Origin of the sequence: Haoranjiania flava, from assembly GCF_025631005.1 — a bacterium.
In the GTDB taxonomy this organism is placed as follows: domain Bacteria; phylum Bacteroidota; class Bacteroidia; order Chitinophagales; family Chitinophagaceae; genus Haoranjiania; species Haoranjiania flava.
Genome location: NZ_JAOTPL010000015.1, coordinates 28,948 through 54,091, shown reverse-complemented (window position 1 = coordinate 54,091; position 25,144 = coordinate 28,948). Strand labels below are relative to the sequence as shown.

General features: G+C 44.5%; 21 protein-coding genes. 10 read left to right on the top strand and 11 right to left on the bottom strand.

The annotated features are described in order from the left end of the window. Nucleotides 1-162 precede the first annotated feature (162 nt). Genes OD355_RS10350 through OD355_RS10340 form a run of 3 tightly spaced genes read left to right on the top strand, consistent with a single transcriptional unit; the run spans nt 163 to nt 2,711 of the window. The gene (locus tag OD355_RS10350; protein ID WP_263038401.1) at nt 163-1,344 is read left to right on the top strand and encodes an aspartate aminotransferase family protein; all 1,182 of its coding nucleotides are present in this window, start codon (nt 163-165) and stop codon (nt 1,342-1,344) included. A 3-nt stretch (nt 1,345-1,347) separates the two neighbouring features. Further along, nucleotides 1,348-1,869 (top strand): GNAT family N-acetyltransferase, encoded by a 522-nt coding sequence (locus tag OD355_RS10345; RefSeq protein ID WP_263038400.1) that lies wholly within the window; start codon nt 1,348-1,350, stop codon nt 1,867-1,869. A gap of 47 nt (nt 1,870-1,916) precedes the next feature. After that, entirely contained in the window at nt 1,917-2,711 is a 795-nt protein-coding gene (locus OD355_RS10340; RefSeq protein ID WP_263038399.1) for a thymidylate synthase, read from the top strand. Nucleotide 2,712: 1 nt separating this feature from the next. On the opposite strand, the gene folB is transcribed toward OD355_RS10340, so the two are convergent. The 3 genes from folB to arfB all read right to left on the bottom strand — a co-directional run bounded on the left by folB (nt 2,713) and on the right by arfB (nt 4,483). Continuing rightward, nucleotides 2,713-3,066: a dihydroneopterin aldolase gene (gene folB, locus OD355_RS10335; protein ID WP_263038398.1), complete on the bottom strand. Its 354-nt coding sequence runs from the start codon at nt 3,064-3,066 to the stop codon at nt 2,713-2,715. A 1-nt stretch (nt 3,067) separates the two neighbouring features. Continuing rightward, nucleotides 3,068-4,018 (bottom strand): thioredoxin-disulfide reductase, encoded by a 951-nt coding sequence (gene trxB, locus OD355_RS10330; RefSeq protein WP_263038397.1) that lies wholly within the window; start codon nt 4,016-4,018, stop codon nt 3,068-3,070. Nucleotides 4,019-4,087: 69 nt separating this feature from the next. Continuing rightward, entirely contained in the window at nt 4,088-4,483 is a 396-nt protein-coding gene (gene arfB, locus OD355_RS10325) for an alternative ribosome rescue aminoacyl-tRNA hydrolase ArfB (RefSeq protein WP_263038396.1), read from the bottom strand. A gap of 30 nt (nt 4,484-4,513) precedes the next feature. Between arfB and dtd the strand changes: the two genes are divergently transcribed. Genes dtd through OD355_RS10310 form a run of 3 tightly spaced genes read left to right on the top strand, consistent with a single transcriptional unit; the run spans nt 4,514 to nt 6,264 of the window. Further along, the gene (dtd, locus tag OD355_RS10320) at nt 4,514-4,966 is read left to right on the top strand and encodes a D-aminoacyl-tRNA deacylase (protein WP_263038395.1); all 453 of its coding nucleotides are present in this window, start codon (nt 4,514-4,516) and stop codon (nt 4,964-4,966) included. A gap of 13 nt (nt 4,967-4,979) precedes the next feature. After that, entirely contained in the window at nt 4,980-5,306 is a 327-nt protein-coding gene (locus OD355_RS10315; RefSeq protein WP_263038394.1) for a nucleotide pyrophosphohydrolase, read from the top strand. After that, nucleotides 5,290-6,264 (top strand): YihY/virulence factor BrkB family protein, encoded by a 975-nt coding sequence (locus OD355_RS10310; RefSeq protein WP_263038393.1) that lies wholly within the window; start codon nt 5,290-5,292, stop codon nt 6,262-6,264. Before OD355_RS10315 ends, OD355_RS10310 begins: the two co-directional genes overlap by 17 nt. On the opposite strand, the gene OD355_RS10305 is transcribed toward OD355_RS10310, so the two are convergent. From OD355_RS10305 to dnaB, 3 genes are all read right to left on the bottom strand, one after another. Next, on the bottom strand, nt 6,265-7,026 hold the full coding sequence (locus OD355_RS10305) for an ABC transporter ATP-binding protein (RefSeq protein WP_263038392.1): 762 nt from the start codon (nt 7,024-7,026) through the stop codon (nt 6,265-6,267). A gap of 35 nt (nt 7,027-7,061) precedes the next feature. After that, nucleotides 7,062-9,488: a hypothetical protein gene (locus tag OD355_RS10300; RefSeq protein WP_263038391.1), complete on the bottom strand. Its 2,427-nt coding sequence runs from the start codon at nt 9,486-9,488 to the stop codon at nt 7,062-7,064. A 70-nt stretch (nt 9,489-9,558) separates the two neighbouring features. Next, nucleotides 9,559-11,106, bottom strand: a complete 1,548-nt coding sequence (gene dnaB, locus OD355_RS10295; protein WP_263038390.1) for a replicative DNA helicase — start codon at nt 11,104-11,106, stop codon at nt 9,559-9,561. 577 nt (nt 11,107-11,683) lie between these two features. On the opposite strand from dnaB, the gene gyrB reads away from it, so the two are divergent. Then, on the top strand, nt 11,684-13,666 hold the full coding sequence (gene gyrB / locus OD355_RS10290) for a DNA topoisomerase (ATP-hydrolyzing) subunit B (RefSeq protein WP_263038389.1): 1,983 nt from the start codon (nt 11,684-11,686) through the stop codon (nt 13,664-13,666). A 326-nt stretch (nt 13,667-13,992) separates the two neighbouring features. On the opposite strand, the gene OD355_RS10285 is transcribed toward gyrB, so the two are convergent. After that, nucleotides 13,993-14,157 (bottom strand): S41 family peptidase, encoded by a 165-nt coding sequence (locus OD355_RS10285; protein WP_263038388.1) that lies wholly within the window; start codon nt 14,155-14,157, stop codon nt 13,993-13,995. Between the two features lie 85 nt (nt 14,158-14,242). Next, the gene (locus tag OD355_RS10280; RefSeq protein WP_263038387.1) at nt 14,243-14,617 is read right to left on the bottom strand and encodes a hypothetical protein; all 375 of its coding nucleotides are present in this window, start codon (nt 14,615-14,617) and stop codon (nt 14,243-14,245) included. 144 nt (nt 14,618-14,761) lie between these two features. Between OD355_RS10280 and queG the strand changes: the two genes are divergently transcribed. After that, complete coding sequence (gene queG, locus OD355_RS10275; RefSeq protein ID WP_263038386.1) at nt 14,762-15,688, top strand: tRNA epoxyqueuosine(34) reductase QueG; 927 nt, start codon at nt 14,762-14,764, stop codon at nt 15,686-15,688. On the opposite strand, the gene OD355_RS10270 is transcribed toward queG, so the two are convergent. Further along, entirely contained in the window at nt 15,685-16,353 is a 669-nt protein-coding gene (locus OD355_RS10270; protein ID WP_263038385.1) for a phosphatase PAP2 family protein, read from the bottom strand. The two genes, queG and OD355_RS10270, sit on opposite strands and share 4 nt — an antisense overlap. A gap of 11 nt (nt 16,354-16,364) precedes the next feature. Continuing rightward, complete coding sequence (gene mutS / locus OD355_RS10265) at nt 16,365-18,992, bottom strand: DNA mismatch repair protein MutS (protein WP_263038384.1); 2,628 nt, start codon at nt 18,990-18,992, stop codon at nt 16,365-16,367. Nucleotides 18,993-19,142: 150 nt separating this feature from the next. On the opposite strand from mutS, the gene OD355_RS10260 reads away from it, so the two are divergent. Both OD355_RS10260 and fusA read left to right on the top strand, forming a co-directional pair. Next, entirely contained in the window at nt 19,143-21,788 is a 2,646-nt protein-coding gene (locus OD355_RS10260) for a family 20 glycosylhydrolase (protein WP_263038383.1), read from the top strand. 296 nt (nt 21,789-22,084) lie between these two features. After that, nucleotides 22,085-24,241, top strand: a complete 2,157-nt coding sequence (fusA, locus tag OD355_RS10255) for an elongation factor G (RefSeq protein WP_263038382.1) — start codon at nt 22,085-22,087, stop codon at nt 24,239-24,241. 360 nt (nt 24,242-24,601) lie between these two features. Here the strand turns inward: fusA and OD355_RS10250 are convergent, their stop codons facing one another. Beyond that, nucleotides 24,602-25,144, bottom strand: coding sequence for a thioredoxin family protein (locus OD355_RS10250; protein WP_263038381.1), 543 nt, complete (start codon nt 25,142-25,144; stop codon nt 24,602-24,604).

Genomic DNA, 25,144 nt, shown 5'->3' with positions numbered 1-25,144 from the left:
TTAAAAAAGTATCTTCAAATATAGGCAGTAAGTTCTGTAAATTTGCTGCAGGAAGCGAATGCGAAGTTCGCACTATTCCAAATTATTAAACACCAGGATAAAGTAGCGGACGCAAAGTTTCCCGATAATTATCGGGATTATTAAAACATTAAATATTCACGGATGCATAACAGACAATTGTTCCTTCAGCATGTAGGCCAGACTTCGCCCGAACCAATGGGCATTGAGATCAGGAAAGCTGAAGGCATTTACCAATATGATACCAATGGCAAACAGTACATAGATTTAATTTCAGGTTTCAGTGTCTGCAACATCGGCCATTCTCACCCAAAGGTGATTGATGCCATCAACAGGCAAATCTCTGATTACATGCATGTGATCGTTTACGGCGAATTTATTGAAGCGCCACAGGTACAGTACGCAAAAATGCTGGCAGATCTATTGCCCGGAAATCTGAATTGTGTGTATTACACCAATAGTGGCGCCGAGGCTACGGAAGGCGCCATGAAGCTGGCCAAGCGCTTTACAGGCAGGCCGAATATAGTGGCATTCAATAAAAGCTATCACGGTTCTACCCAGGGCGCGCTTAGCATTATAGGCGATGAATACTTCCGGAGTGCATTCCGGCCATTGTTACCCGGCATTATACACGCTGAATATAATGATGAAGCCATGGCTGGCCTGATAGATCATAGCACGGCCTGTGTAATTATGGAAACGGTGCAGGCAGAGGCAGGCATCATTAAACCGGATATAGAATGGATAAAAAAGATCCGCGAAAAATGTACACAAACAGGCACACTGCTGATCTTCGATGAAATACAGGCCGGCTTCGGCAGAACCGGCACGCTGTGGGCATTTGAGCAATACCAGGTAGTGCCCGACATACTGCTGCTGGGCAAGGCATTGGGCGGCGGTATGCCGATTGGCGCTTTCATTGCCGATAAAAAGATCATGGACACACTGATGGCAGCCCCCGTGCTGGGCCATATGAGCACTTTCGGCGGGCACCCTGTATCTTGCGTAGCAGGAAAGGCGGCGCTGGAAGTATTGCTATACGGGAAGTTCATGGATGAAATAGCAGAGAAAGAAATCATTATCAAAGAAAAACTAAAACATTCCAGGATAAAGAAACTGCATACTGCCGGCCTCTGGGCAGCAGTGTATTTCGACAGCTTTGAAACCAATAAAAAAGTTATTCATGCCTGTATAGAAAACGGGCTGATCACCGACTGGTTCTTATTCCGCTCCGAGGCCCTGCGTTTTGCGCCCCCGCTGACCATTTCCAAAGAAGAACTCATCCGTGCCTGCGAAATAATTATTTCCTGCTGCGATAAAATATAAGTTATGGCCATAGAAAATTTACAATTCAGGAAAGCTGCTGAAGCAGACATCAACAGCATCTGGAAAATCATACAACAGGCCATTGAACGCAGAAAGCTTGACGGCAGCAGCCAATGGCAGGATGGCTACCCCAACCCTGAAACCATCAGGCAGGATATTGAAAACGCGCATGGATACGTGCTTTCAGCAGGTGAAAATATCATTGCTTACTGTGCAGTCTTGTTCAATAATGAACCTGCCTATGATCATATTAAAGGTGAATGGCTCACAAATGGCGACTTCCTGGTGGTACACCGCGTAGCAGTATCCGGTGAAGTTGCAGGCCAGGGAATTGCCACCGGACTGTTTAAATTAGTGGAAGATCATGCTGTAGCCAACAACATTTTCAGCATTAAAGTAGATACGAATTTTGACAACGTGCCCATGCTGAAAATTCTTGAAAAACTGGGCTATACTTATTGCGGGGAAGTGTATTTCCGCGGCAGTGCACGCAAAGCTTTTGAGAAAGTATTGAAACCAGGTTAATCAAGTTCTGGCATTGGCCGAATAAATAATTTTGCTACTTTTGAAGAATGCAGCAATACCTCAATCTGTTACAACACATTATAGACAATGGCGTAAAAAAAGAAGACCGCACCGGAACCGGTACCACAAGTGTATTTGGCTACCAGATGCGCTTTAACCTTCACGAAGGTTTTCCTATGGTTACCACCAAGAAACTTCACCTCAGGAGCATTATACACGAACTGTTGTGGTTCCTCAAAGGCGATACCAATATTCAATACCTGAAAGACAATAAAGTCTCTATCTGGGATGAATGGGCAGATGCCCATGGTGATCTGGGGCCGGTATACGGGAAGCAGTGGCGCAGCTGGCAGGGCGCTGACGGCAAAACCTATGACCAGATCAAGGATGTGCTGCAACAGATACAAACAAATCCAGACAGCCGCCGGATGATCGTAAGCGCCTGGAACGTAGGCGAGCTGAAAGATATGGCGCTAATGCCCTGCCACACGATGTTCCAGTTTTACGTGGCAGATAACAAGCTCAGCTGCCAGCTATACCAGCGTAGCGCAGACGTGTTCTTAGGCGTACCTTTCAACATTGCTTCTTATGCATTGCTCACCATGATGATGGCGCAGGTCTGTGATCTTGGTGTGGGAGATTTTATACATACATTCGGAGACGTACATTTGTACAACAACCATATTGATCAGGCGAAACTGCAATTGAGCAGGCAACCCTACCCCTTGCCTGTGATGAAGCTGAATAAAGATATCCGCGATATTTTTGAATTTACCTATGAAGATTTCACCCTGGAAAACTACCAGTGCCATCCGGGTATTAAGGCTCCGGTAGCAGTATAGCTTACCTTCTCTTACTATACGCAGCTTCTGTACTGCCTATGTAATTCGCAATGGGAGGCTTAACTTTCCGCACAGAAACTTCCACGTTTTCAGCCAGCGGACAGGCTTCCAGTATATCGTTGACCATTTGCATAGCCAGTGTTTCCAACAGTGGTGTGGGCTGTTGCATCTTTTGTTTTACGAGTTGGTAAACAGCGGCATAATCAATGGTATCTTCCAGACGGTAAACGACCGGCGCCTGCGGTGCATATTCAATAAGCACATTTACTACAAATTCACCACCAATGATCTTTTCCTCTTCGTAAAGGCCGTGCCGGGCAAAAAATTGCAGGTCGTTTAAACGAATGGACAGCATATTAAGATTCTTTTGCGGCTAAATATCTTTCGGCATCCAGCGCGGCCATACAACCGCTGCCTGCCGCTGTTACTGCCTGGCGGTATATCTTATCCTGCACATCACCTGCAGCAAATACGCCCGGTACATTTGTTTTGGAAGTTCCCGGCTGTGTATTGATATAGCCCGTTTCATCGGTATCTATGAATTCTTTAAAAATGTCACTGTTCGGGTGATGGCCTATAGCTACGAACATAGCGCTCACATCCAGGTCTTTGGTTTCGCCGCTCTGGTTGTCTTTGATTCGCACGCCTGTTACAGTCTTTTCGCCCAGAACCTCTACCGGCTCTGAGTTCCAGTGGATCTGTATTTTAGGGTTGTCCTTTACCCTTTGCTGCATGATCTTGCTTGCCCGCATGCCGCCCTCACCTTTACGCACGATCATATGCACTTTAGTGGCGATGTTAGAAAGATAGATGGCTTCCTCACACGCTGTATCTCCCGCACCCACGATGGATACGTCTTTGCCGCGGAAGAAAAATCCGTCGCACACAGCACAGGCGCTTACGCCGTAGCCGTTAAGCCTTTGCTCGCTGGGCAATCCCAGCCATTTGGCAGATGCTCCTGTAGAGATGATGACTGTTTCCGCTTCAATCCATGTATGATCATCTATCTGTACTTTATGAATATCTCCCGAGAAATCAACTTTAGTGGCAAGGCCATAGCGGATGTCGGCACCCATCCTGGCAGCTTGTTTTTCAAAATCCACCATGATCTCCGGACCCATTTTTCCTTCAGGATAGCCGGGATAGTTTTCCACATGGGTAGTGATGGTCAGTTGCCCCCCCGGCTGTATTCCCTGGTAAAGCAGGGGCTTCAGGTTGGCTCTGGCTGCATAAATCGCAGCGGTGTAGCCTGCAGGGCCGGATCCTATAATTAAACATTTAACCCTTTCCATAGCTTGTTGCTCCATAATCAATTTTTGTGATGCAAATTTAACTTATTTTGTCCACATATTTACCGCCCTGTTAAATACTCCGGATTAATACAGATCTTTTCTTCTTTGCTGTTTCTTTAAAGATTCAATCTTCTTGCTTTTCAGCCTTCTTTCAATGGAAGCCTTGCCTGGGTTGGTTTTCAGCCGTTTTTTCTTTTTGATCAAAGCATTGTTTACCAACAGGTTTATTTTTCTTATAGCTGCTTCTTTATTTAACAGCTGTGATCTTTCTGACTGTGACTTTACCAGCAGTTCTCCGTTTGCATTGACATTGTTTTTTAATTTTTCAAACAGTATTGCCTTGTCGTCATCACCGAAAAACACCGAGCGCTGTACGTGCCACCTTGCGATGACCATAGTTTCTACCTTGTTTACGTTTTGTCCGCCTTTGCCGCCGCTCCTCGCTGTTTGAAATACTAATTCAGCGGAAATATCTGTCATAGTTCGTTATTTTTGTAAAAATAAGATTTTATGCGTGTGCTGATACAAAGAGTGAGTGAAGCAAAAGTAGCAGTAAATAAAGACATTGCAGGAATAATTCATACCGGGCTGCTGGTTTTTATCGGTATTGAAGATGCAGACACCACTGATGACATACAATGGCTCAGCAATAAGATCTGCAACCTGAGGATTTTTGATGATGCGGAAGGCATAATGAATATGAGCGTTAAAGAAATGAACGGCGATATCTTACTTATCAGCCAGTTTACGCTGCATGCAAATACAAAGAAAGGCAACCGGCCATCCTATATCAGGGCGAGCAAGCCGGAAACGGCAATACCGCTCTATGAAAAAATGATCGGCCAGTTGCAAACCGATCTCGGCAAACCTATACAGACAGGCATTTTTGGGGCCGATATGAAAGTAACGCTCACCAACGACGGGCCTGTAACCATCTGGATAGATTCTAAAAACAAAGAATAAAAAACGCTGACCTATGACCATACAACAAGCCCAGGAGAAAGTAGATGAATGGATCAGAACCCTTGGTGTGCGCTATTTCAATGAGATGACCAACCTGGGTATTTTAATGGAAGAGGTAGGCGAACTCTCAAGGATAATGGTGCGCACGTATGGTGAACAATCTTTCAAGGAAAGCGATAAAAATAAAAACATCGCGGATGAAATGGCAGACGTATTGTGGGTGCTGCTCTGCCTCGCAAACCAGACAGGCGTTGACCTCACCAAGGCATTGGAGGATAATTTTAAAAAGAAAACCAACAGGGATAGCAACAGACATGCGAATAATGAAAAACTTGTATAAAAAAATAATTCCGCTGAAGATCAGGGAGAATATTTCCATGTTCGGAAGCGCATGGAAACAAACCTTTGCCGATTTCTTCGACTACAAGCTCCTGCGTATGAGCGCAGCACTGGCGTACTATGCCATTTTTGCGCTGGTGCCCATGCTGGTGATCATCATCTCCATTGCAACTATTATGACTGTTGATAAGCCTATCGGTACTATTTATTTACACATGCGCTCCTTCGTGGGCGACGGCGCTGCCAAACAAATAGAAACCATGCTCACCAGCGCACTAAACTCTAAAAACTCAGGCCTGGCGCAGATTGCCAGCATTATTGCGCTGATATTCTCTGCAACCGGCGTATTTACCGAGATACAGGATTCCATCAACGTGATCTGGCGCTTAAAAGCCAAACCCAAGAAAGGCTGGCTGAAACTGCTGATAAACAGGCTGCTGAGTTTTTCAATCGTCATAAGCCTGGGATTTATATTGTTGGTATCACTGATCTTAAACGCTGTGCTCGACAGCATCTCAGAACAACTGTACCGGGTGCTGCCGCAGATTGAAGTCTATAATGCCTATATGCTAAACCTGCTGCTGACATTTGTAACCACCGGCTTACTTTTCGGCATCATCTTTAAAGTACTGCCCGATGCAAAGATCATGTGGCGCGACGTGTTTAACGGCGCCATCATTACCTCATTAATGTTCATGCTGGGTAAGTTCGGTATCAGCTATTACCTGCAGAAAAGCCCTGTGGCCTCTACTTACGGCGCTGCCGGATCCATTGTGGTGATCTTATTGTTTGTGTATTATTCAGCCATCATCCTGTACCTGGGTGCGGCTTTTACGCGGGCTTATGCAAAGATCAAAGGCAGGGAGATCTACCCCAATAAATACGCCGTATGGGTAGAGCGTGTAGAGAAAAACTATGCTGTACAGCCAGATGTGCCATTGACAGAAACCAACACCTGATCATTCTTCCCGGAGTTGTTTACCGGTAAGGTGTATAAATACATCTTCCAGGTTGGCGCGCTTGGTCTCTTTTGCTTTTTCAAAGCCGCTTAGCAACAGCTCATCTATCATCTGCTCCGGAGAAGCTATGGAAATTATTTTTCCTGAATCAATAATGGCTACTCTGTCGCATAGCATCTCTGCCTCGTCCATGTAATGCGTGGTAATGATCACTGTTGTTCCATTATCACGGATACGTTTTATCAGTTGCCAGAGATTGCGCCTGGCCTGCGGGTCCAGACCGGTGGTAGGCTCATCCAAAAAAATAATTTTCGGATGGTTAATGAGTGTAATGGCGAGGGAGAACCGCTGCTGCTGGCCGCCGCTTAATTCTTTGTAAAGGCTGTTTGCCTTATCTTCAAGCTGCATACTCTTCAGTAATGCCAGGGCATCTGTTTTTTGATTGTACAGTCCCGCAAACATTTCTACCAGCTCAATAAGTTTCAATTGTGGATAATAGCCTGAGTTCTGCAGTTGCACACCAATGATCTGTTTAATTTCTGCGGGGTGCTTTTCCAGGTCGAAACCGTGAATGGTTACTTCCCCGGAAGTCTTGCTGCGCAAGGTCTCCAGGATTTCCAGCGTGGTGGATTTACCGGCTCCGTTGGGTCCGAGCAATCCGAATATCTCTCCCGCATACACATCAAAGCTGATGCCTTTTACAGCTTCAAAGTTTCCATACTTTTTCACCAGGTCTTTAACCGAAATAATTATTTTCTGCATAATACTATTAAATTCTTTCGCTGTGCTGATGCAAATTATTTGATTACTTTTTCTATGTGGATCAACTTACCATCTGCATTGATGCCTTCCATTACAATGCGGAATGCACCGGTCACATCGTTGTTATAGAATTTAAATTTATGCGTTGGGGTTTTCTCATCCAGCAATATCATGGGGTTCCAGTAAAGCGTGCTTCTCAGGTCCTGTTTTTCATGTTCAGGATTAAGAACTGCATAGTCAGGGTGGTAAAATTCTTTGATAACCGTATAAGCTTCTATCACTTTGGATGGAATGGCAGGGCCGGAAGAACCACTTGTAACATCGCCGCCTTTTTTGGTATAAACGGCTATGCCGCCGCCTGAACCGCCGCCCGGCGCACCAAAGAACGGAGGGCGGAAAACTTTTACGTAAGCTATATCATTCACATTGAGGTTGGCAACAAACTCCGGGTCTACCTGCATCTCATCCAGGAATAATGTGGGCGTTGCACCGCGCCATGAAAGGCTCGGAGAGCTTGCCTGCGCGTTACTTATCTGCAAACCGGGTACCCTGCTCTGGAGGTATTGAAAGATATTCTGCGCACTCATAGCCGAAATATCATTGGTCAGGTCAAACTGGTAGGCGTCGCCTTTAAAAAATCCGGAGGCATACCTTTCATCCAGTTTTTCCAGTGCGGTTTTTGTCTTGGCTTCCACGACCACGTCTTTCAGATCGCCTTCTTCCCAGTTGGAAAAATTCATGGTGGCAAAATACCTGTCGCGCCAGAACCCTGATGAATCAATGCTTTTAGTCGCAAGCACATCGGCAGCATCCATAGGTATTTTCACCGGCGGCACCAGTTTGCCTTCCAGGAACCTTACTTCCGCATAGCGCAGTGGGCTGTTCTTGTTAGAGAATGTATAATAGACCGAAACAGAGTCCATGAAAGAGATGCTATTATCGTTGAAAGTACCGTCTTTTCTTATGGGCACTACAATAAAATTCTGCCCGGTGGTGCTTACATCACCCTTCATTTTAAGTATGGCTACCAGATCTCCGCCGCTGGCAATCTGCTCCTGGGTAGCATATATTTTTCCTCCGAAAGACATGTATGCAGTATCAGGCCGGTATTTAATTTCGGGGCCCGCACCCTTGGAAATGTACTCCCAGTTGTATTTGCGCCAGCCATGTGTAAGCATTACCAGGTCAAGCTCACCATTCACTTTTTTACTATTTTCCGAAAAATAGTATGCGGGATTGTACACCCTGCCCTTTATTTGTGTGGTAAGCAACAGGCCTGAATAAATGTTTTCCGAATTATCATAGTTAATGCCCGCATCTGTTACAGAGAGGGATATATTGGTGAGTAATTTATCCGGTATGTGCACCGATACTTCATTTTCCTGCCGCTTTCCCGTGCCAAGTTTTGACAAGCCTACTTCTGCGTTAAACCTGTAATCTTCTGTTTTTACAAAAACTATCCTTTCTGCCAAAGGTTTCTTATTTTCATCCAGCACCGTCAATTGCAAAATACCGGCAGGCAATTGCAAAAACGGTATGGAGCCTTCCACCTGTGTTTTTTCTGCCAGGTTAATGTTTGCCATATAAACCAGCCTGTTGTACATCATCCCCACAATAATTACGCGCTTCATAGTTTCAGGCACGCCGGGGGTACGCTGTATTTTATAGGCAATGCTGCCGTCTTTGGGAATGGCAGACAGCGTTATACCGTTTGCCAGCGCCGTTGGCAGTGTTGCCTGTCCTTCATTACCTTCATTTCCTGACCATTGTGCCTGGTAGCGCTCGCCGGCCGTGGGTTTCAGCGCAAAATAACCCATACCGTTGTGTTGTGTATTTATCTCTGCAACCTTACTGCCTTTACTGTCTTTTACCGTACCTGAAACCACCGCAGGCTTGCCATACTGATCGGTAGCCAGAAATGCCACTTTACTTTCAATACCGCTAACCAGCTCCCCGCCTTCCGGGAACATCGTAAAGCTGATCTTAGTTTTCTGAGGCCTGATAAAAATATTCTGGTTTCCTTTGGGAATGATCCTGATGGTTTTTTTATAGAGAAATGCTGTATCAAAATTCAGCATCCATTTCGTATAGGCTTTTACCTGCAGTACTGTGCCGGAAAAATCTTTCGGTATCATAAACTGTCCGCGTGAGGAAGATTCCCCGATCGGGAACATGGAATGCGCCAGCACTTTACCGCTCTCATCAGAGAAATCTACGTAGAGGTTTTTACTTAACGTGGCAGCTTCGTAACCATCACGCAGGTAGGCTTTGAACCAGATAGTTTCACCGGCAGTATAGATGGTTTTATCATAGTGCAGGTATACGCGCTCCAACGGATACTTTTGGGTGTAGTTGTCAACAACCTCATTGAATTTCTGAGACAACGCAGCGTTTGAGAAAAGCAGCAGCCATGCAACAGCAATAGCCATAACACGTTGGATGCTTGCGGAAAAATATATCATAAAGAAATACCGGTTTTAAGATTAATATTTCCCTAAGATAATTAAGTTTTAAAAACTGTAATAAAATTTTTTAGAAAGGAGCATCGTCAAAGCCCGAATCATCGTAATTATCGTTCATCTTGCTGGGCAATTGCGTATACGTACTACCATCTCCGGTGTTGATATTGCGGAATTTCCTGAATGTGTTGTCTGTGGAGTATTCCTCAAATTTCTGTATCTCCAGGTGAGCGATCAGTTTTACATCGCCTAATGACCCGTTGCGGTGCTTGGCTATTTTGATCTCGGTAAGCCCCTTGGTACTTTCGCCGAATTCGTTGTTTTCAATATCGTGGTATTCCGGACGGTAGATAAACATTACCATATCGGCATCCTGCTCAATGGCTCCGGACTCACGCAGGTCACTCAGTTGCGGCACCTTATTGCTCTCTCTCCTGGATTCTACGGCACGGCTCAACTGGCTCAGCGCAATGATGGGTATGTTCAGCTCTTTCGCCAATACTTTCAGGTTTCGGGAGATGCTGCTTATTTCCTGTTCCCTGTTGCCGTTCCTTTCCTTGTTGCCCGTCATCAGTTGGAGGTAATCTATTACAATCAACCCTACACCCTCTTTGCTTACCAGCCTTCTTGCTTTGGCTCTCAGCTCAAAAATGTTCAGCGCTGCCGTATCGTCAATAAATATTTTAGAATTTTCCAGCCTCCTGATGCCTGCCCGCTGTAGCTGCTGGTATTCATATTCTTCCATACGGCCGCGGGAAATTTTCTCTAAGAGAATACCACTTTCCGCAGAAAGTATACGGTTTACCAACTGCGAAGAACTCATCTCCAGTGAGAAGAACGCCACCGGTGTTGGTTTGGTCGGATGCAAAGCCGCATTGCGTATAAGGTTCAGCGCAAACGCCGTTTTACCCACAGCAGGACGCGCCGCCAGGATAATGAGATCGCTTGGCTGCCATCCGTACGTCAACTGGTCTAATGCTGTGAAGCCGCTGGGCACACCGGAGATTTCTTCCTTTTGCAACCTCAGCTTATCAATGCGCTCCATAGAGCTGGTCATAGCGCCTACGATATCGTCATAATCGCTGCGGAGGTAGTTGTTGGTGATGTTGAACAGTTTCTGCTCTGCATCGTCCAGTAATTCAAATACATCGGTTGTATCCTCAAAGGCATCGGAAATCACATCGCCGCTCATCCTGATCAGTTCACGCTGCACGTATTTCTGTAGAACTATTTTGGCATGCGCCTCGGTATTAGCGGTAGAAGCTACAATGTTGGTGAGCTTAGATACGTAAAATGCGCCACCTACCAGGTCGAGTTCACCTCGAAGCCTCAGCTCCTGTACTACCGTAAGTATGTCTAAAGGCGAGTTCTTATCGGCAAGCGCCATGCAGGCTGCAAATATTTTCTGGTGCGCCTCTATGTAAAAACATTCCGGTTTTTTAATCACTTCCACTACCACATCGAAAGCGCCTTTTTCCAGCATGATGGCGCCCAGGATGGCCTCTTCCAGTTCTTTTGCCTGGGGAGGTACTTTGCCGTACATCATGGAGTTCAGGTCTACACTCTGCTTTCTTCTTGGTAATATTCCTTCTTTCTTTATATTTGGTAGGTTACTACTCATTTTAACATTTCAATTTTTTAAACCCGGCCATACGCCTCTTTCTCAACTGCCGTAAAAAAAGTTTATCGGGACGGCGAATATAAGTCTACTTTTTTCAAAAGAACGCATAAAAATTTTATTATTTTATGCTTTTTTAAATAACATCTCATCCACAACAATACAATGCTTATCCACAGCAAAATCGCGGTTATACACCAGATTTTTCGTTTTCCACAGTTTATTAAGGTCCCTGCAGCAAAATTAAGTGAATAAATTTTCTTTATTAAAAAAGAAGTTCATTGCCGGTTTTATTCGTATTTTTTATAGCAATTTTCAGGATCATGTTGCAGCCTTTATAAACCCCTGTATCACTGATGTTTATTAGATTTAGGGGCAAATGTTAAATTAATGCACCATACTTTTTGATCATTTTGGGATAAAAAACTAAAGAAAATCCGCATGATTTATCTCCCCGCTTTTACCGGTACTTCCAATGATTGCAGTAGCTGCAGAACCTTATTTTTAGCACTAAAGCTGATTTAATTTTTGTATATTTGTAGCTTATAAAAACAAATAAAAAGTAGTTTTTTAAATTTATATGATTCAGGAAAATAACAATCAAAATGGCGCTTCAAACCCGTCATATGGTGCAGATAGTATACAGGTTTTAGAAGGACTGGAAGCTGTGAGGAAACGCCCTGCAATGTACATCGGCGATATCGGCGAAAAAGGTTTACATCATTTGGTTTACGAGGTGGTTGACAATTCTATTGACGAAGCACTGGCAGGCTACTGTAAGCACATCGGCGTTACCATTCATGAAGATAATTCTATTACGGTAAAAGACGACGGCCGAGGCATCCCTACAGAGATCAACAGTAAAATGCAGAAAAGCGCATTGGAAGTGGTGATGACCGTATTGCACGCCGGCGGTAAGTTTGATAAGGATTCCTACAAAGTTTCGGGCGGCCTGCACGGCGTAGGTGTGAGCTGTGTAAACGCACTGAGCTCCACCCTGAATGTAAAAGTACAGCGAGAAGGAAAAATATTTGAACAGACGTACCACAAAGGCATACCCGAATTTGAGGTACGTGAAATAGGCGTATCAAACGAAACAGGCACCACCGTACGCTTCTGGCCCGACGATACAATTTTCCAGACAACGCTTTACCAGAAAGATATCCTGGAAGCACGCTTAAGAGAACTCGCTTACCTTAACCGTGGCATTACCATACAGTTCAAAGATCTCAGGGAAATAGATGAAGAAACCAACAGCCCCTACGAGCAGATATTTTTCAGCGAAGGTGGCATCGTGGATTTCCTGGAAATGCTCGACAGCCATGCCAAACGCACTCCTATTATTCCAAATACCCTTTTTGTTGAAGGGCTGGATGCAGCTACCAACACCTCTATAGAAGTGGCGCTCACCTACAACAATGATTTTAAAGAACACATTTTTTCGTATGTCAACAACATCAATACCATTGAAGGCGGTACGCATGTCACCGGTTTCAGGCAGGCGCTTACCAGGGTCTTTAAAAGCTACGGCGATAAGAACGGGCTGTTTGAAAAAGCTAAAGTACAGGTAGAAGGCGATGATTTCCGTGAAGGCCTCAGCGCCATCATTTCTGTAAAGGTGCCTGAGCCGCAGTTCGAAGGGCAGACAAAAACCAAGCTGGGCAACAGCGAGGTCAGCGGCGTAGTTCAGACAACCGTATCCCGGTCCTTAGAATCTTTCCTGGAGGAAAATCCCAAGGAAGCCAAGAACATCATACAAAAAATTGTGCTTGCGGCACAGGCCCGCGTGGCCGCGCGCAAAGCACGTGATATGGTACAGCGCAAATCCGTTCTGAGCGGCAGCGGCCTGCCCGGCAAGCTTGCAGATTGCAGTGAACGCGACGCCGAAAAATGTGAACTGTACCTGGTGGAAGGAGACTCCGCGGGAGGCACTGCCAAGCAAGGCAGGGACAGGACTTACCAGGCTATACTGCCATTGAGGGGTAAGATCCTGAACGTGGAGAAAGCTATGGAACACAAGATCTATGAGAACGAAGAGATAAGAAATATTTTCACCGCCATGGGTGTAACTATCGGTACACCCGAAGACCCTAAGGCGCTGAACCTCTCAAAGCTACGCTACCACAAGCTCATTATTATGACCGATGCCGATGTGGACGGAAGCCACATTGCCACGCTGATACTTACCTTTGTATTCCGCTATATGAAAGAGCTGGTTGAAAACGGGTATGTATATATTGCCCAGCCTCCCCTTTATTTATTGAAGAAAGGAAAAGAACAGGAATATGCTTACAACGAAGCACAGCGAAAAGAGCTGATTGCTAAACTCGGGGGTGGCAACGACAGTTCCGTAAACACACAACGGTACAAAGGTCTGGGCGAAATGAACGCAGAACAGCTTTGGGAAACAACTATGGACCCAAATACACGCACACTAAAAAAAGTGACCATAGAAAGCGCTGCAGAGGCCGACAGGGTGTTCAGCATGCTGATGGGCGACGAAGTGCCTCCGCGCAGGGAGTTTATAGAAAAGAACGCCAAATATGCAAAAATAGATGTGTAATAACATCCTATATTTTTTAAAGGCTGCCGTTTGCGCAGCCTTTTTATTTTTAAGTGCCGTCTTGGGTAAAATCCCTTAAATCTGAATTCCTGGATTTTACTAAATTACCGGTGAATCCCCGCTCTTCGTGATTTACAATCATGAAGCCATATCGGGAGATTTCAAATCTCTGATATCTAATGCTACATTTCAGATGTAAAATAGCATTGATGTTTCTGAATGATAAATGTATATTTTTCCAATTCGTATAATATTGTATTGTTTAGTATATTTAATTTGAGAAAAAGGAGTTATTCGAAATTGCAAATTTCGAATAGCAGGGCGGGCTATTTATTTAAAGTATTTATTGCTGCATTTAATAGTTCATCTTCATTTGCAGCAATACCATTACTTGTTGGTTCTATTAATATATCTGGATTAATCCCTAAGCTTCCAATATCAGGCTCAATTATGCCTGTAACTGTTAACCAGGTTTTGAGATTCCCTGGCAAGATGAATGATATAGCTTGTCCAATTGCCCCTGCTCTTCACATTTGCAAATCATAAATAGCAGGGATAAGCCAATGGCCTGTACAATCATTCCAGATCTACCAACCATGTGCCCTGCGTATTCCGTACTTTGAGGCTATCTGCCGTCCCATCGAAAGAATTTTTATAATAGATCACCGATTCATTTTCGGCAACAGGTCTTTCCTTAAGTATGATGAGGCTGGCAGCACGATAATCCTGGCGCTGTTGGTCGTTGTAACTGTAATATTTTTGTTTGATGCTTTCCAATGCGTCCTTATGCTTATCATCCTGGGGCAGGTAAGCAGCCGACTTCCTGAAATTGCCTTTCAGCGTACCATCCAGGAATTCGCGCGCGGCATCCAAGGCATTCTCTGCTTTGGGAAATTCATTATCGCTACAAGAAAACAGCAATAAAAACAATAGCGGTAGGAGATGCTTCATAAGCGTATTTTTTAGTCCAAGGCCATTCGGCCAATACATATCCGAGTATTTTAAATCGCAGCACACAAATGATCTTTACAGCGCCGCCCTTAACAAAAGTAAGGAATAATAAAAGCTTATAGATATTTTTGCAAAAACCAAGGCTTGGATATTTCAGAAAAAACATACAAAGTAAAGCAACTGGCTAAAGCCTGCGGTTTCGATTTTTGCGGAATTGCCAGGGCCGAAAAGCTGGATGAGGAAGCGCGCAGGCTGGAAAAGTGGCTGAGCCAGGGCATGCATGCTTCCATGCAGTACATGGAGCGCTACTTTGACCTGCGTAGAGACCCTACGCTGCTGGTGCCCGGCGCCAAGTCAGTGGTCACTTTGCTTAAAAACTATTATCCATCGGCCACACAGCAACATGAGGCGCCGAAAATCTCCAAGTACGCCTATGGCAAAGATTATCATGAAATAATCAGGGGCGACCTGACGATTTTCCTGGAGCAGATCAGGTTGTTTGCCGGAGATGTACAGGGACGCGGCTTTGTAGACAGTGCGCCCGTGCTTGAACGTGCCTGGGCCAACAAAAGCGGCCTCGGCTGGATCGGGAAAAATGCCATGATGATCAATAAATCTGCAGGCTCGTTTTATTTTATTGCCACACTGATCATAGACCTGGAACTGGAATATGATACGCCGCTTGCCAAAGATTTTTGCGGCACTTGCACCAAATGCATTGACGCCTGCCCTACAGAGGCCATCTTGCCCGGCAAAGTGGTTGACGCCCGCAAATGCATCAGCTATTTTACCATTGAGCTTAAAGACCTGGCGATACCACCGTCTTACAAAAACAAATTTGATAACTGGCTGTTTGGCTGCGATATCTGTAATGATGTATGCCCGTGGAACAAGTTCTCTTCACCACACCAGGAAGAAAGTTTCTCACCCATGGTTGAAATAATTGACTTTACTAAAAAAGACTGGGAAGCATTGACTGAGGATGCCTTCAGAAAAATATTCAAACACTCTCCTTTAAAAAGAAGCAAGTTCGCAGGCATTATGCGCAACCTGAAATTCTTGAGAGATTAACCTGGGAACCAACGGGGCTTTGCAGCAAATATTTTCAGGGAAATAATATAGCAGATAAAAGCACTGAAAACGCCTGTGGAGGCGCCTGCCAGTACATCATCGAGGAAGTGGGAAGCTACATACATACGCGAGTAGCCTGCCAGGAATGCCAGAAGTATCCAGAGCAGGTTCCATTTACTTTTTGGGAAAAACAGCAACAACATAGTCAGCAAAGCAAATGCAGTGGCGCTATGCCCTGATGGAAAACTGGTATCGCCCCAGTTGGTTACGGGTAAGGTATGCACGGGCTGATGCACAATATCTGTAAAGTATTTCGAAGGCCTCGGAGCCACGGTTAATTTCTTGCCTATTTGCGCAAACAAACCCGACAACAGGAAGCTGAAGACAATCGCAAAAGCTATTCTCCTGTATTTTAAAAGAAAAAGAATGAGCGCCAATGCTATGGCAAACAAACCATCACCCACATGGGTGAAATAAGTAAAAAAATTATCCAGCAACGCGGAGTTAAACGGTACCAGTTTAGTAAATGAATGGTAGCTACCATGCACACATAAGATACAAAAACCAGTCAGCCACATGCCTGTAACCAGCCACCAGTATGGCTTTGCTGCCGTGAGCACATCGGGAAACGGGTATAATTTTCTTTGATTTGGATTAAAATTCATTTGCAAACATATTATTTCAGCATGCCTTTAATTTCATTCAATTTCATCAGCGCTTCTACCGGTGTAAGGCGGTTGATGTCTATGGCATTGAGCATATGGCGCATTTCTTCGAATACTTCTGTCTGTGCATCGAAGATAGACAACTGCACCTGCGGCGTGCTTATGTTTTTCAGGTTTTCTTTCAGTTTTTTTACGCTCGGATTTTTCTGATCAGTTTCCGCATTGTCCGTTACACGCAGGTCCTCCAGTTGTTTCAGTATCTCATTGGCGCGTTGTATGAGTTCTATGGGCATGCCCGCCATTCTGGCTACATGTATACCGAAGCTATGTGTGCTGCCGCCTGCGGCCAGTTTGCGCAGGAAAATTATTTTACCGTTGATCTCTTTATTGGTGATGTGGTAATTTTTTACACGTGGCAATTTTTCTTCCAGGTCATTCAGCTCATGATAGTGGGTAGCAAACAGTGTCTTGGGCTTTGATTTGCAGGCATGCAGGTATTCCACAATACTCCACGCTATAGAGATGCCATCGTAGGTAGAAGTGCCACGACCGATCTCGTCTAACAGCACCAGGCTGCGTTGCGACAGGTTGTTGATAATACTTGCAGTTTCATTCATTTCCACCATAAAAGTACTCTCTCCCCCGCTTAAATTATCACTGGCGCCCACTCGTGTAAAGATTTTATCTGTCAGCGGAATGTTGGCTTGTTTGGCAGGCACAAAGCTGCCGATATGCGCCATAAGCGTAATTAACGCGATCTGCCGCAACAAAGCGCTTTTGCCAGACATGTTTGGCCCGGTAAGAATGATCACCTGTATATCGTCAGGATCTAAAGTGATGTTGTTGGCAATGTAGCTCTCACCCGGCGCAAGGTTGCGCTCAATCACGGGGTGGCGGCTATCCTGCATCTCCAAAGCCAAACCCTCATGAATATTGGGTTTGGTGTAGTTGTATTGTTTGGCATTGCCTGCAAAACAAATCAGCACATCCATGATTGCCAGCGCATTCCCGTTTACCTGTATCGGCGCAAGGTAATCCTGTAATTCATTCAGCAGTCGTTCATAAATATCAAGCTCTATGGAAAGAATTTTCTCTTCTGCACCGGTAATTTTTTCTTCATATTCTTTCAGTTCGTTTGTAATGTAGCGCTCAGCATTTGCCAGCGTTTGTTTGCGCACCCACCCTGCCGGCACCTTATCTTTGTGTATATTAGTCACCTCGAGGTAGTAGCCGAATACATTATTAAATCCTATTTTCAGGGAGCTGATGCCGGTACGTTGTATTTCGCGTTGCTGTATCTCTATCAGGTATTCCTTTCCGCCGGAAGCTATTTTTCTTAGCTCATCCAGCTCTTCATGCACGCCGCTTTGCACCATGTTGCCTTTAATGGCCAGTGCAGGCGGATCGTTTTTTATCTCGCTAAGAATTTTATCTACTATATATTTACAAGGGTTAATGGCGTCTGTAAGCCGCTTCAGGTAAGGGTTTGCCACCTGCTCGCCCAGGGTTTTGATCTGGCAGGCTACCTGCAGGCTTTTGGCCAGGTGCAGCACCTCACGCGGTGAAATTTTCTTCAGCGGTATTTTACTTACCAGCCGTTCCAGGTCGCCTGCCTGCCGCAGCAGTTGTTTTAGTTGCAATTGCAGGTCGTGGTGCAGTATCAGGAACTCAACAGCATCCAGCCGTTCATTGATTTTGACCTTATCTTTCAAAGGCAATATCAGCCAGCGTTTCAGTAGCCTGGCGCCCATAGGTGTGGATGTATTGTCCAGCACTTTCAATAAGTTGATGCCGTCATTCGGTGCATGCAATATTTCCAGGTTGCGTACGGTGAACCTGTCCATCCAAAGATGTTCTTCCTGCTCTATGCGTTGTATATTGGTAATGTGTTGCAGGTTGGGATGCTCGGTATCTTTCAGGTAATGGAGCACAGCGCCCGCAGCCACAATGGCACAGGGCATATTCTCTACCCCGAATCCTTTGAGGGAATGCGTCTGGAAATGTTTTAACAGGCTTTCAGTAGCATAACCGGCTTCAAAAATCCATGACTCCAGTGTGTAGGTATAAAACTTATTGCCGTATAATTCCTTAAAATGTTTCTGGAAGCTGCGCTGGAAGATCACTTCCGCAGGCTTTAGTGTCTGCAACAATTTTTCTGTATATTCTGTATTGCCCTCTGCCACAAAGAACTCACCGGTAGAAATATCCATCAGTGCAATGCCTGAATTGCCATTATCAAAGTGAATGGCTGCTAAAAAATTATTGCTGTTGTGCTCCAGCAGTTTATCGCTGGTAGCTACACCGGGCGTAACAAGCTCCGTAACACCGCGCTTCACAATGCCCTTGGCTGTTTTAGGGTCTTCCAGCTGATCACAGACAGCCACGCGGTAGCCCGCTTTGACCAGCTTATGCAGGTAAGTATCCAATGCATGATGAGGAAAGCCCGCCAGCTCTGCATCGGCTGTGCCATTGTTTCTTTTAGTAAGTGTGATGCCCAGTATCTGAGCGGTTTTAATGGCATCCGCACCAAAAGTCTCGTAAAAATCGCCTACCCGAAACAGTAAAATGGCATCCGGATATTTTTGTTTAATAGCCGCGTGCTGCTTCATCAACGGGGTTTCCTTAAACGCTTTTGCCATTGGGCAAATGTAGGAAAAACAGCCGGAATGTAATGTATTTCAAAGCTCAGGATTCAACTTATTTTGTATAGATCAAATCATAAACACCTCTTTATGTAAGACTTATTATTATTTCTTCGTAATTTTCTCCCCTCTATATAAACAATGATTATGCATAAGATTTTTAGTGTTATAGCGACACTTTGTTTTTACGCTTCGGCAGCTTGGCCGCAGTCGGTTCCGACTCATTTAAGTGATACGCTTTTCTCCACCTATTATCAGCAAAGGGTTTCCCATTTTAAAAGTTTGCCGGTTAAACAGGATGCCATTGTCTTTTTAGGCAACAGCATTAGTGATGGTGCAGAATGGAACGAACTATTTGACAACGATCGTATACTCAACAGGGGTATTAGCGGCGATGTTACCGCGGGCATACTCAACCGCATAGAGGAAATTACCCGCCATCAACCCCAAAAAGTTTTTCTGCTGATCGGCACCAACGACTTATCTAAAAACATCGCTGTAGACAGTGTATTGAAAAATATTTACCTTATTGCGCAAATTATCCGTAAGCAAAGCCCCGCCACACAACTGTATGTGCAGAGTATACTACCGGTCAATAATACATTTGACCGTTTTAAAAACCATTATAAAAATCAGGCTGAAATAAACCGTGTAAACCAGGCTCTTGAAAAAAACGCATCGAGATATAATTATCATTATCTTGACATTGCCACTCCATTGACAGATGATGACAAAAGACTTGCCAGAACATTTACCAACGACGGACTACATCTTAACGGGCATGCATACCAGGTTTGGAAAAATGTCATTTACCCGCATGTATTTGATTTACAGCCCAGCCCAGCGCTTATTCCCTACCCTCAGCAAATAGAGTGGCACAAAGGGTCTTTTTTGATAAATGAGCATACGGCTATTATTTTAAGCCATGACAGCTTGCTGCCCGCAGCAAAAGCTTTGCAGGCCGTAATAGAACACAGGGGTTATAAAGTTGCGATCAGTAACCGTGCTCAGACAACGGGTAAGCATATTATTTTAAAAACCGGCAGGGTTATTTCACCGGTTAACAGCAGGGAAGCATACCATTTGAAATCTGCCGGTGAAAACATTATCCTTGAAGCCAATACAATGCACGGCTTGCACAATGGCATACAAACCATCCGACAGCTGATGCGCAACACCAATACTGTTGCGGCTTGTGATATTGTTGATTATCCTGCATTTGCCTGGCGCGGCTATATGGTAGATGTGGGAAGGAACTATCAGTCGATGGAATTGTTGAAGCAACAGCTTGATGTAATGGCCTCATTGAAGTACAATGTTTTTCATTTCCACCTCACTGAAGATGTAGCCTGGCGGCTGCAGATGAAGAAATTTCCCCAACTGACCGATGCGGCACACATGACCCGCAACAAAGGAAAATTTTATACGGTAGAGGAAATGCATGAATTAAGAGATTATTGTAAAGACCGGAATATATTAATGGTTCCGGAAATTGACATGCCCGGCCATAGTAAAGCTTTTGAGCGCGCCATGGGTTTTGATATGCAGAGTGATGCAGGCTTATTGACAGTGAAGGAGATCCTCTCAGAATTTTGCGATACTTACAATTTCCCATACATACACATCGGCGCAGATGAAGTAAAAATTACCAACCCCAATTTTTTACCTGAAGTAATCCGGCTGATAGAAGCGCGGGGCAGAACAGTTGTAGGCTGGGAACCGGGAGGCAACTTTACCCCATCGGTTATCCGCCAGTTGTGGATGGAAAACGCTGCACACCTGGCAAAGCTCGGCAAGGTGAGAAAACTGGATTCACGCAATTTATACATCAACCACATGGATGCAGAAGAAAGCGTAGTATCTATATTCAATCACCAGATATTGAATGTAGACAAGGGCGACAGCTTAAACCTTGGCGGCATCCTTTGCCTGTGGAACGACCGCAACCTGGACAAGGATGAACACAACCTTACCCACAACCCGGTGTATCCTTCGTTGGCAGCCTTTGCAGAAAGGTCCTGGAAAGGCGGAGGCATTCCAGGAAATTACGCGGTAATGCTTCAGCAAAATAAGTCGGCATTTTCAGCGTTTGAAAACCGGCTGCTTGATCTAAAGGAAACTTTGTTTAGCCGTTTGCCTTTCCCTTACGTGAAACAATCCAATATAGCCTGGCAACTCATTGGGCCCTATGACAACGGGGGCGACCTTTCCAGGAAATTTGCGCCCGAGTCGGCAGATTTCAACATCCATAAGGTAAAGAACAGACAAACCGTTTATGGCGGAACAATTATACCCCGTCACTTCTGGCATCCTATTGTGAAAGGCATATTTGAAGATGCGCGTGAAAACACTACGTACTACGGTTACCAGCAATACTGGTCAGACAAAGATACCACAGCCGGAATGTGGATAGGGTTTTATGATTTTTCACGTTCTACCATGACCAATACACCGGATGCAAACACCTGGAATCATTTACAAAGTAAAATCTGGCTGAATGGGCAAGAAATTACACCACCGCTATGGAAAAGAGCCGGGCAACAAGGTGATCTTGAAATACCGTATATTGATGAGAATTATATTATGCGCGAACCGGTGAAAGTTCATCTGAAAAAAGGCTGGAACCAGATCCTTACTAAGATACCTGTGGGCTCGTTCACTGCTAAAGTGTGGCATACACCCAATAAGTGGATGTTTACGGCAATAATAGTAGACAAACAACCCGGCAGTATTCATTACTCTCAGCGTAAAGGTTACAGCAGGAGCGCGGTTGCAGAAAAACCTCACCGCTAAATCAAAAGTTATCAAGCGCAAGCTTTTACAATTACTGCGAATACAATTTTATGCACCAGAGTAGTGAAACGTTTTGCGCGCATGTAAAGCTATGTACTAACTGGTGCCATCCCAACCAGTGAAATAATCCTATCATTTGCAACAACAGCCTTCCACAACTACACAAATAATCCAACACTCCCCTCTCTCCGGCAAAAAATACAGCAACTTTTTTTCATTATGGATAAATATTCCTAATTTTGCGCGCGAATATGTAAAAACTACATATTGCCATTCATCACAAACTCAATTCTTATATGTCCGATTTAAAATTAAGACGCAATTTCGGTATAGCTGCACACATTGATGCAGGTAAAACTACAACTACCGAACGTATACTTCGTTACACTGGTATGATTCACCGTACAGGTGAAGTACACGATGGCGGTGCAACAACTGACTGGATGGAGCAGGAAAAAGAAAGAGGTATTACCATTACTTCTGCTGCTGTTAGTTGCCAGTGGCCTTTCCCTACACAACAGGGTAAAGCTTTACCGGATACTAAAAAATATTCTTTCAATATCATTGATACTCCGGGACACGTTGACTTCACCGTTGAAGTAGAACGTTCCATGCGTGTATTGGACGGACTGATCGCTTTGTTCTCTGCTGTTGACGGTGTTGAACCTCAATCAGAAACAGTATGGCGCCAGGCTAACCGCTATAAAGTACCACGCATTGGTTTTGTGAACAAAATGGACCGCTCCGGCGCTGACTTCCTAAACGTTGTAGCCCAGATCAAAGAAATGCTGGGCGCTAAAGCCGTACCCCTTCAATTGCCTATCGGCGCTGAAGACAACTTCAAAGGCGTGGTAGACCTTATTACCAATAAAGGTATTATCTGGGAAGATTCTACAGAAGGTATGACCTACAGTGAAGTTCCCATCCCTGAAGATATGGTGGAAGATGTGGAATACTGGAGAGGACAATTGATTGAAGCTGTGGCTGAATATGATGATACGTTGATGGAGAAATTCTTCGACGACCCGAACAGTATTTCTGAAGATGAAGTGCACGAGGCTATCCGCAAAGCATGTATAGACCTGAGCATCATCCCGATGATGTGCGGCTCTTCTTTTAAAAATAAAGGTGTACAAACTGCATTGGATGCCGTTTGCCGCTACCTGCCTTCACCCGTAGATATCGAAGCTATTGAAGGCAGCGATGTAAACGATCCTGAAAAGAAATTGTACCGCAAGCCCGATGCAAAAGAACCTTTCTCTGCGCTGGCTTTCAAAATCATGACCGACCCGTTTGTAGGCCGCCTGGCATTCTTCCGTTGCTACAGCGGACACCTGGATGCAGGCTCTTACGTACTGAACGTACGTTCCGGCAAAAACGAGCGTATCTCCCGCATCATGAAAATGTTTGCCAACAAACAAAACCCTGTAGAATTTATTGAAGCAGGTGATATCGGTGCAGCAGTTGGTTTTAAAGACATCAAAACCGGTGATACCCTTTGCGATGAAAAGAACCCGATCGTTCTGGAAAACATGTTTATCCCTGAACCGGTTATCGCTATCGCCATCGAGCCCAAGACACAGGCAGACGTTGATAAAATGGGTATGGCTATCTCTAAACTGGTAGAAGAAGACCCGACATTGCGTGTAAATACAGATGAAGATACAGGCCAGACCATCCTGCAAGGTATGGGAGAGCTTCACCTTGAAATTATCATTGACCGCTTAAAGCGCGAGTTTAAAGTTGAGATAAACCAGGGTAATCCTCAGGTGGCTTACAAAGAAACATTCCAGTCTACTATTGCTCACCGCGAAGTGTTGAAAAAACAAACCGGTGGACGTGGTAAATTCGCTGATATTGAATTTGAAATAGGCCCTGCAGACCAGGATTGGCTAAAGGAAAACGAAGGAAAAGCATTCCAGTTTGTAAACAACGTGGTAGGTGGCTCTATCCCTCGCGAGTTCTTCCCGGCTATCCAGAAAGGCTTTGAAACAGCTATGACCACAGGTGTTCTGGCAGGCTATCCTGTTGACAACATGAAGATCCGCGTGTACGATGGTTCATTCCACAACGTAGACTCTGATGCTATGTCGTTTGAGCTTTGCGCCAAGTCAGGCTTCCGTACTGCCGGTAAAAAAGCAAAACCCGTATTACTTGAGCCCATTATGAAAGTAGAAGTAACAACTCCTGACCAGTACATGGGTGATGTGAGTGGCGACCTTAACCGCCGCCGCGGCATGATGGAAGGTATGGATACCAGAGGCAATGCACAGGTGGTAAAAGCAAAAGTACCGATGAGCGAAATGTTCGGCTATGTAACACAGTTACGTTCCCTGACTTCCGGTCGAGCAGCTTCTACCATGGAGTTTTCTCACTACTACCCTGCGCCAACCAATATTGCAGAAGAAGTAATAGCCAAAAACAAAGGAAAAGTGAAAGAGGAAGAAGAATAGTATTTATTCTCCTGTTGATATACGAAAGCCGCTGTAAATACAGCGGCTTTTTTTGGGTGTATTAGAAATTACTGTTGTTTACACCATTAGTATTTATGCAATCAAAGCAGCGCTTTCTACACCCTGTTTAGAAAAATGGCAAGCAATAAAGACATACAAAATACTTTTGCAGGTAATTGATCCGTAATGTATCCATGAAGATAAGGAGCATGAAATAACCATAAAGATTGAGCATCTATACCAACCGCGAATGCGTATTGAATCTAAAAAAATGGTTATTCCATGTGGCAACTCAAAAAACAAATAACTATATACACAGGAAACGATTTTAAAAATAATGTACTTTTAGAAATTATATCTTTATGGAACTTTAGCTGCTTTTTCTATCTCATTCAGCACTTTGAGGATATTCTTAGGAGGCATAAGCCCATAAAAACGCAGCATCAGCTTATAATCTTTATCAAAATACAGCCACAACGGATAGCCTACATTCCCTGCTTCATTTTTTCCATATACATTTACAAAATCATTCATCTGGTAAGGATCCTCAGGCTTGGGATTTACATATACCTTCCCGTTAAACACTATTGCCGAATCGCTTTCAGCTATTACTTTTACAAAATAAAAATCATTGTTCAATCTTTGTTGCAATTGCCTGTTTTTCCTGATCTGTGCATCCTGCATCAGGCAATAGGTACAGTTTTTAGAGGTGATATAGACCACTATCTCTTTTTTCTCTTCAGACATCAACTTTTGCAGTTCGCCGAAGTTTATCTGTGCATTTACTGCATGAGCAGAGAAAAATATCAGCAATAGAGACCGTATGCACCTCCTGAAAGAGGGCAATAAACTGTTTTTTTTACGGGTGCATTGCTTATATATTTTTCTCTGCTTGGAATACAT

What these genes read in the sequence shown, in the direction of transcription:
- fusA (WP_263038382.1), top strand. Translation starts at nt 22,085, where the DNA reads ATGTCCGATTTAAAATTAAGACGCAATTTCGGTATAGCTGCACACATT.
- OD355_RS10345 (WP_263038400.1), top strand. Translation starts at nt 1,348, where the DNA reads ATGGCCATAGAAAATTTACAATTCAGGAAAGCTGCTGAAGCAGACATC.
- OD355_RS10300 (WP_263038391.1), bottom strand. Translation starts at nt 9,488, where the DNA reads ATGATATATTTTTCCGCAAGCATCCAACGTGTTATGGCTATTGCTGTT.
- OD355_RS10305 (WP_263038392.1), bottom strand. Translation starts at nt 7,026, where the DNA reads ATGCAGAAAATAATTATTTCGGTTAAAGACCTGGTGAAAAAGTATGGA.
- arfB (WP_263038396.1), bottom strand. Translation starts at nt 4,483, where the DNA reads ATGACAGATATTTCCGCTGAATTAGTATTTCAAACAGCGAGGAGCGGC.
- trxB (WP_263038397.1), bottom strand. Translation starts at nt 4,018, where the DNA reads ATGGAGCAACAAGCTATGGAAAGGGTTAAATGTTTAATTATAGGATCC.
- dtd (WP_263038395.1), top strand. Translation starts at nt 4,514, where the DNA reads ATGCGTGTGCTGATACAAAGAGTGAGTGAAGCAAAAGTAGCAGTAAAT.
- mutS (WP_263038384.1), bottom strand. Translation starts at nt 18,992, where the DNA reads ATGGCAAAAGCGTTTAAGGAAACCCCGTTGATGAAGCAGCACGCGGCT.
- OD355_RS10250 (WP_263038381.1), bottom strand. Translation starts at nt 25,144, where the DNA reads ATGTATTCCAAGCAGAGAAAAATATATAAGCAATGCACCCGTAAAAAA.
- OD355_RS10350 (WP_263038401.1), top strand. Translation starts at nt 163, where the DNA reads ATGCATAACAGACAATTGTTCCTTCAGCATGTAGGCCAGACTTCGCCC.
- OD355_RS10260 (WP_263038383.1), top strand. Translation starts at nt 19,143, where the DNA reads ATGCATAAGATTTTTAGTGTTATAGCGACACTTTGTTTTTACGCTTCG.
- OD355_RS10270 (WP_263038385.1), bottom strand. Translation starts at nt 16,353, where the DNA reads ATGAATTTTAATCCAAATCAAAGAAAATTATACCCGTTTCCCGATGTG.
- OD355_RS10310 (WP_263038393.1), top strand. Translation starts at nt 5,290, where the DNA reads ATGAAAAACTTGTATAAAAAAATAATTCCGCTGAAGATCAGGGAGAAT.
- dnaB (WP_263038390.1), bottom strand. Translation starts at nt 11,106, where the DNA reads ATGAGTAGTAACCTACCAAATATAAAGAAAGAAGGAATATTACCAAGA.
- folB (WP_263038398.1), bottom strand. Translation starts at nt 3,066, where the DNA reads ATGCTGTCCATTCGTTTAAACGACCTGCAATTTTTTGCCCGGCACGGC.
- OD355_RS10340 (WP_263038399.1), top strand. Translation starts at nt 1,917, where the DNA reads ATGCAGCAATACCTCAATCTGTTACAACACATTATAGACAATGGCGTA.
- OD355_RS10280 (WP_263038387.1), bottom strand. Translation starts at nt 14,617, where the DNA reads ATGAAGCATCTCCTACCGCTATTGTTTTTATTGCTGTTTTCTTGTAGC.
- OD355_RS10315 (WP_263038394.1), top strand. Translation starts at nt 4,980, where the DNA reads ATGACCATACAACAAGCCCAGGAGAAAGTAGATGAATGGATCAGAACC.
- gyrB (WP_263038389.1), top strand. Translation starts at nt 11,684, where the DNA reads ATGATTCAGGAAAATAACAATCAAAATGGCGCTTCAAACCCGTCATAT.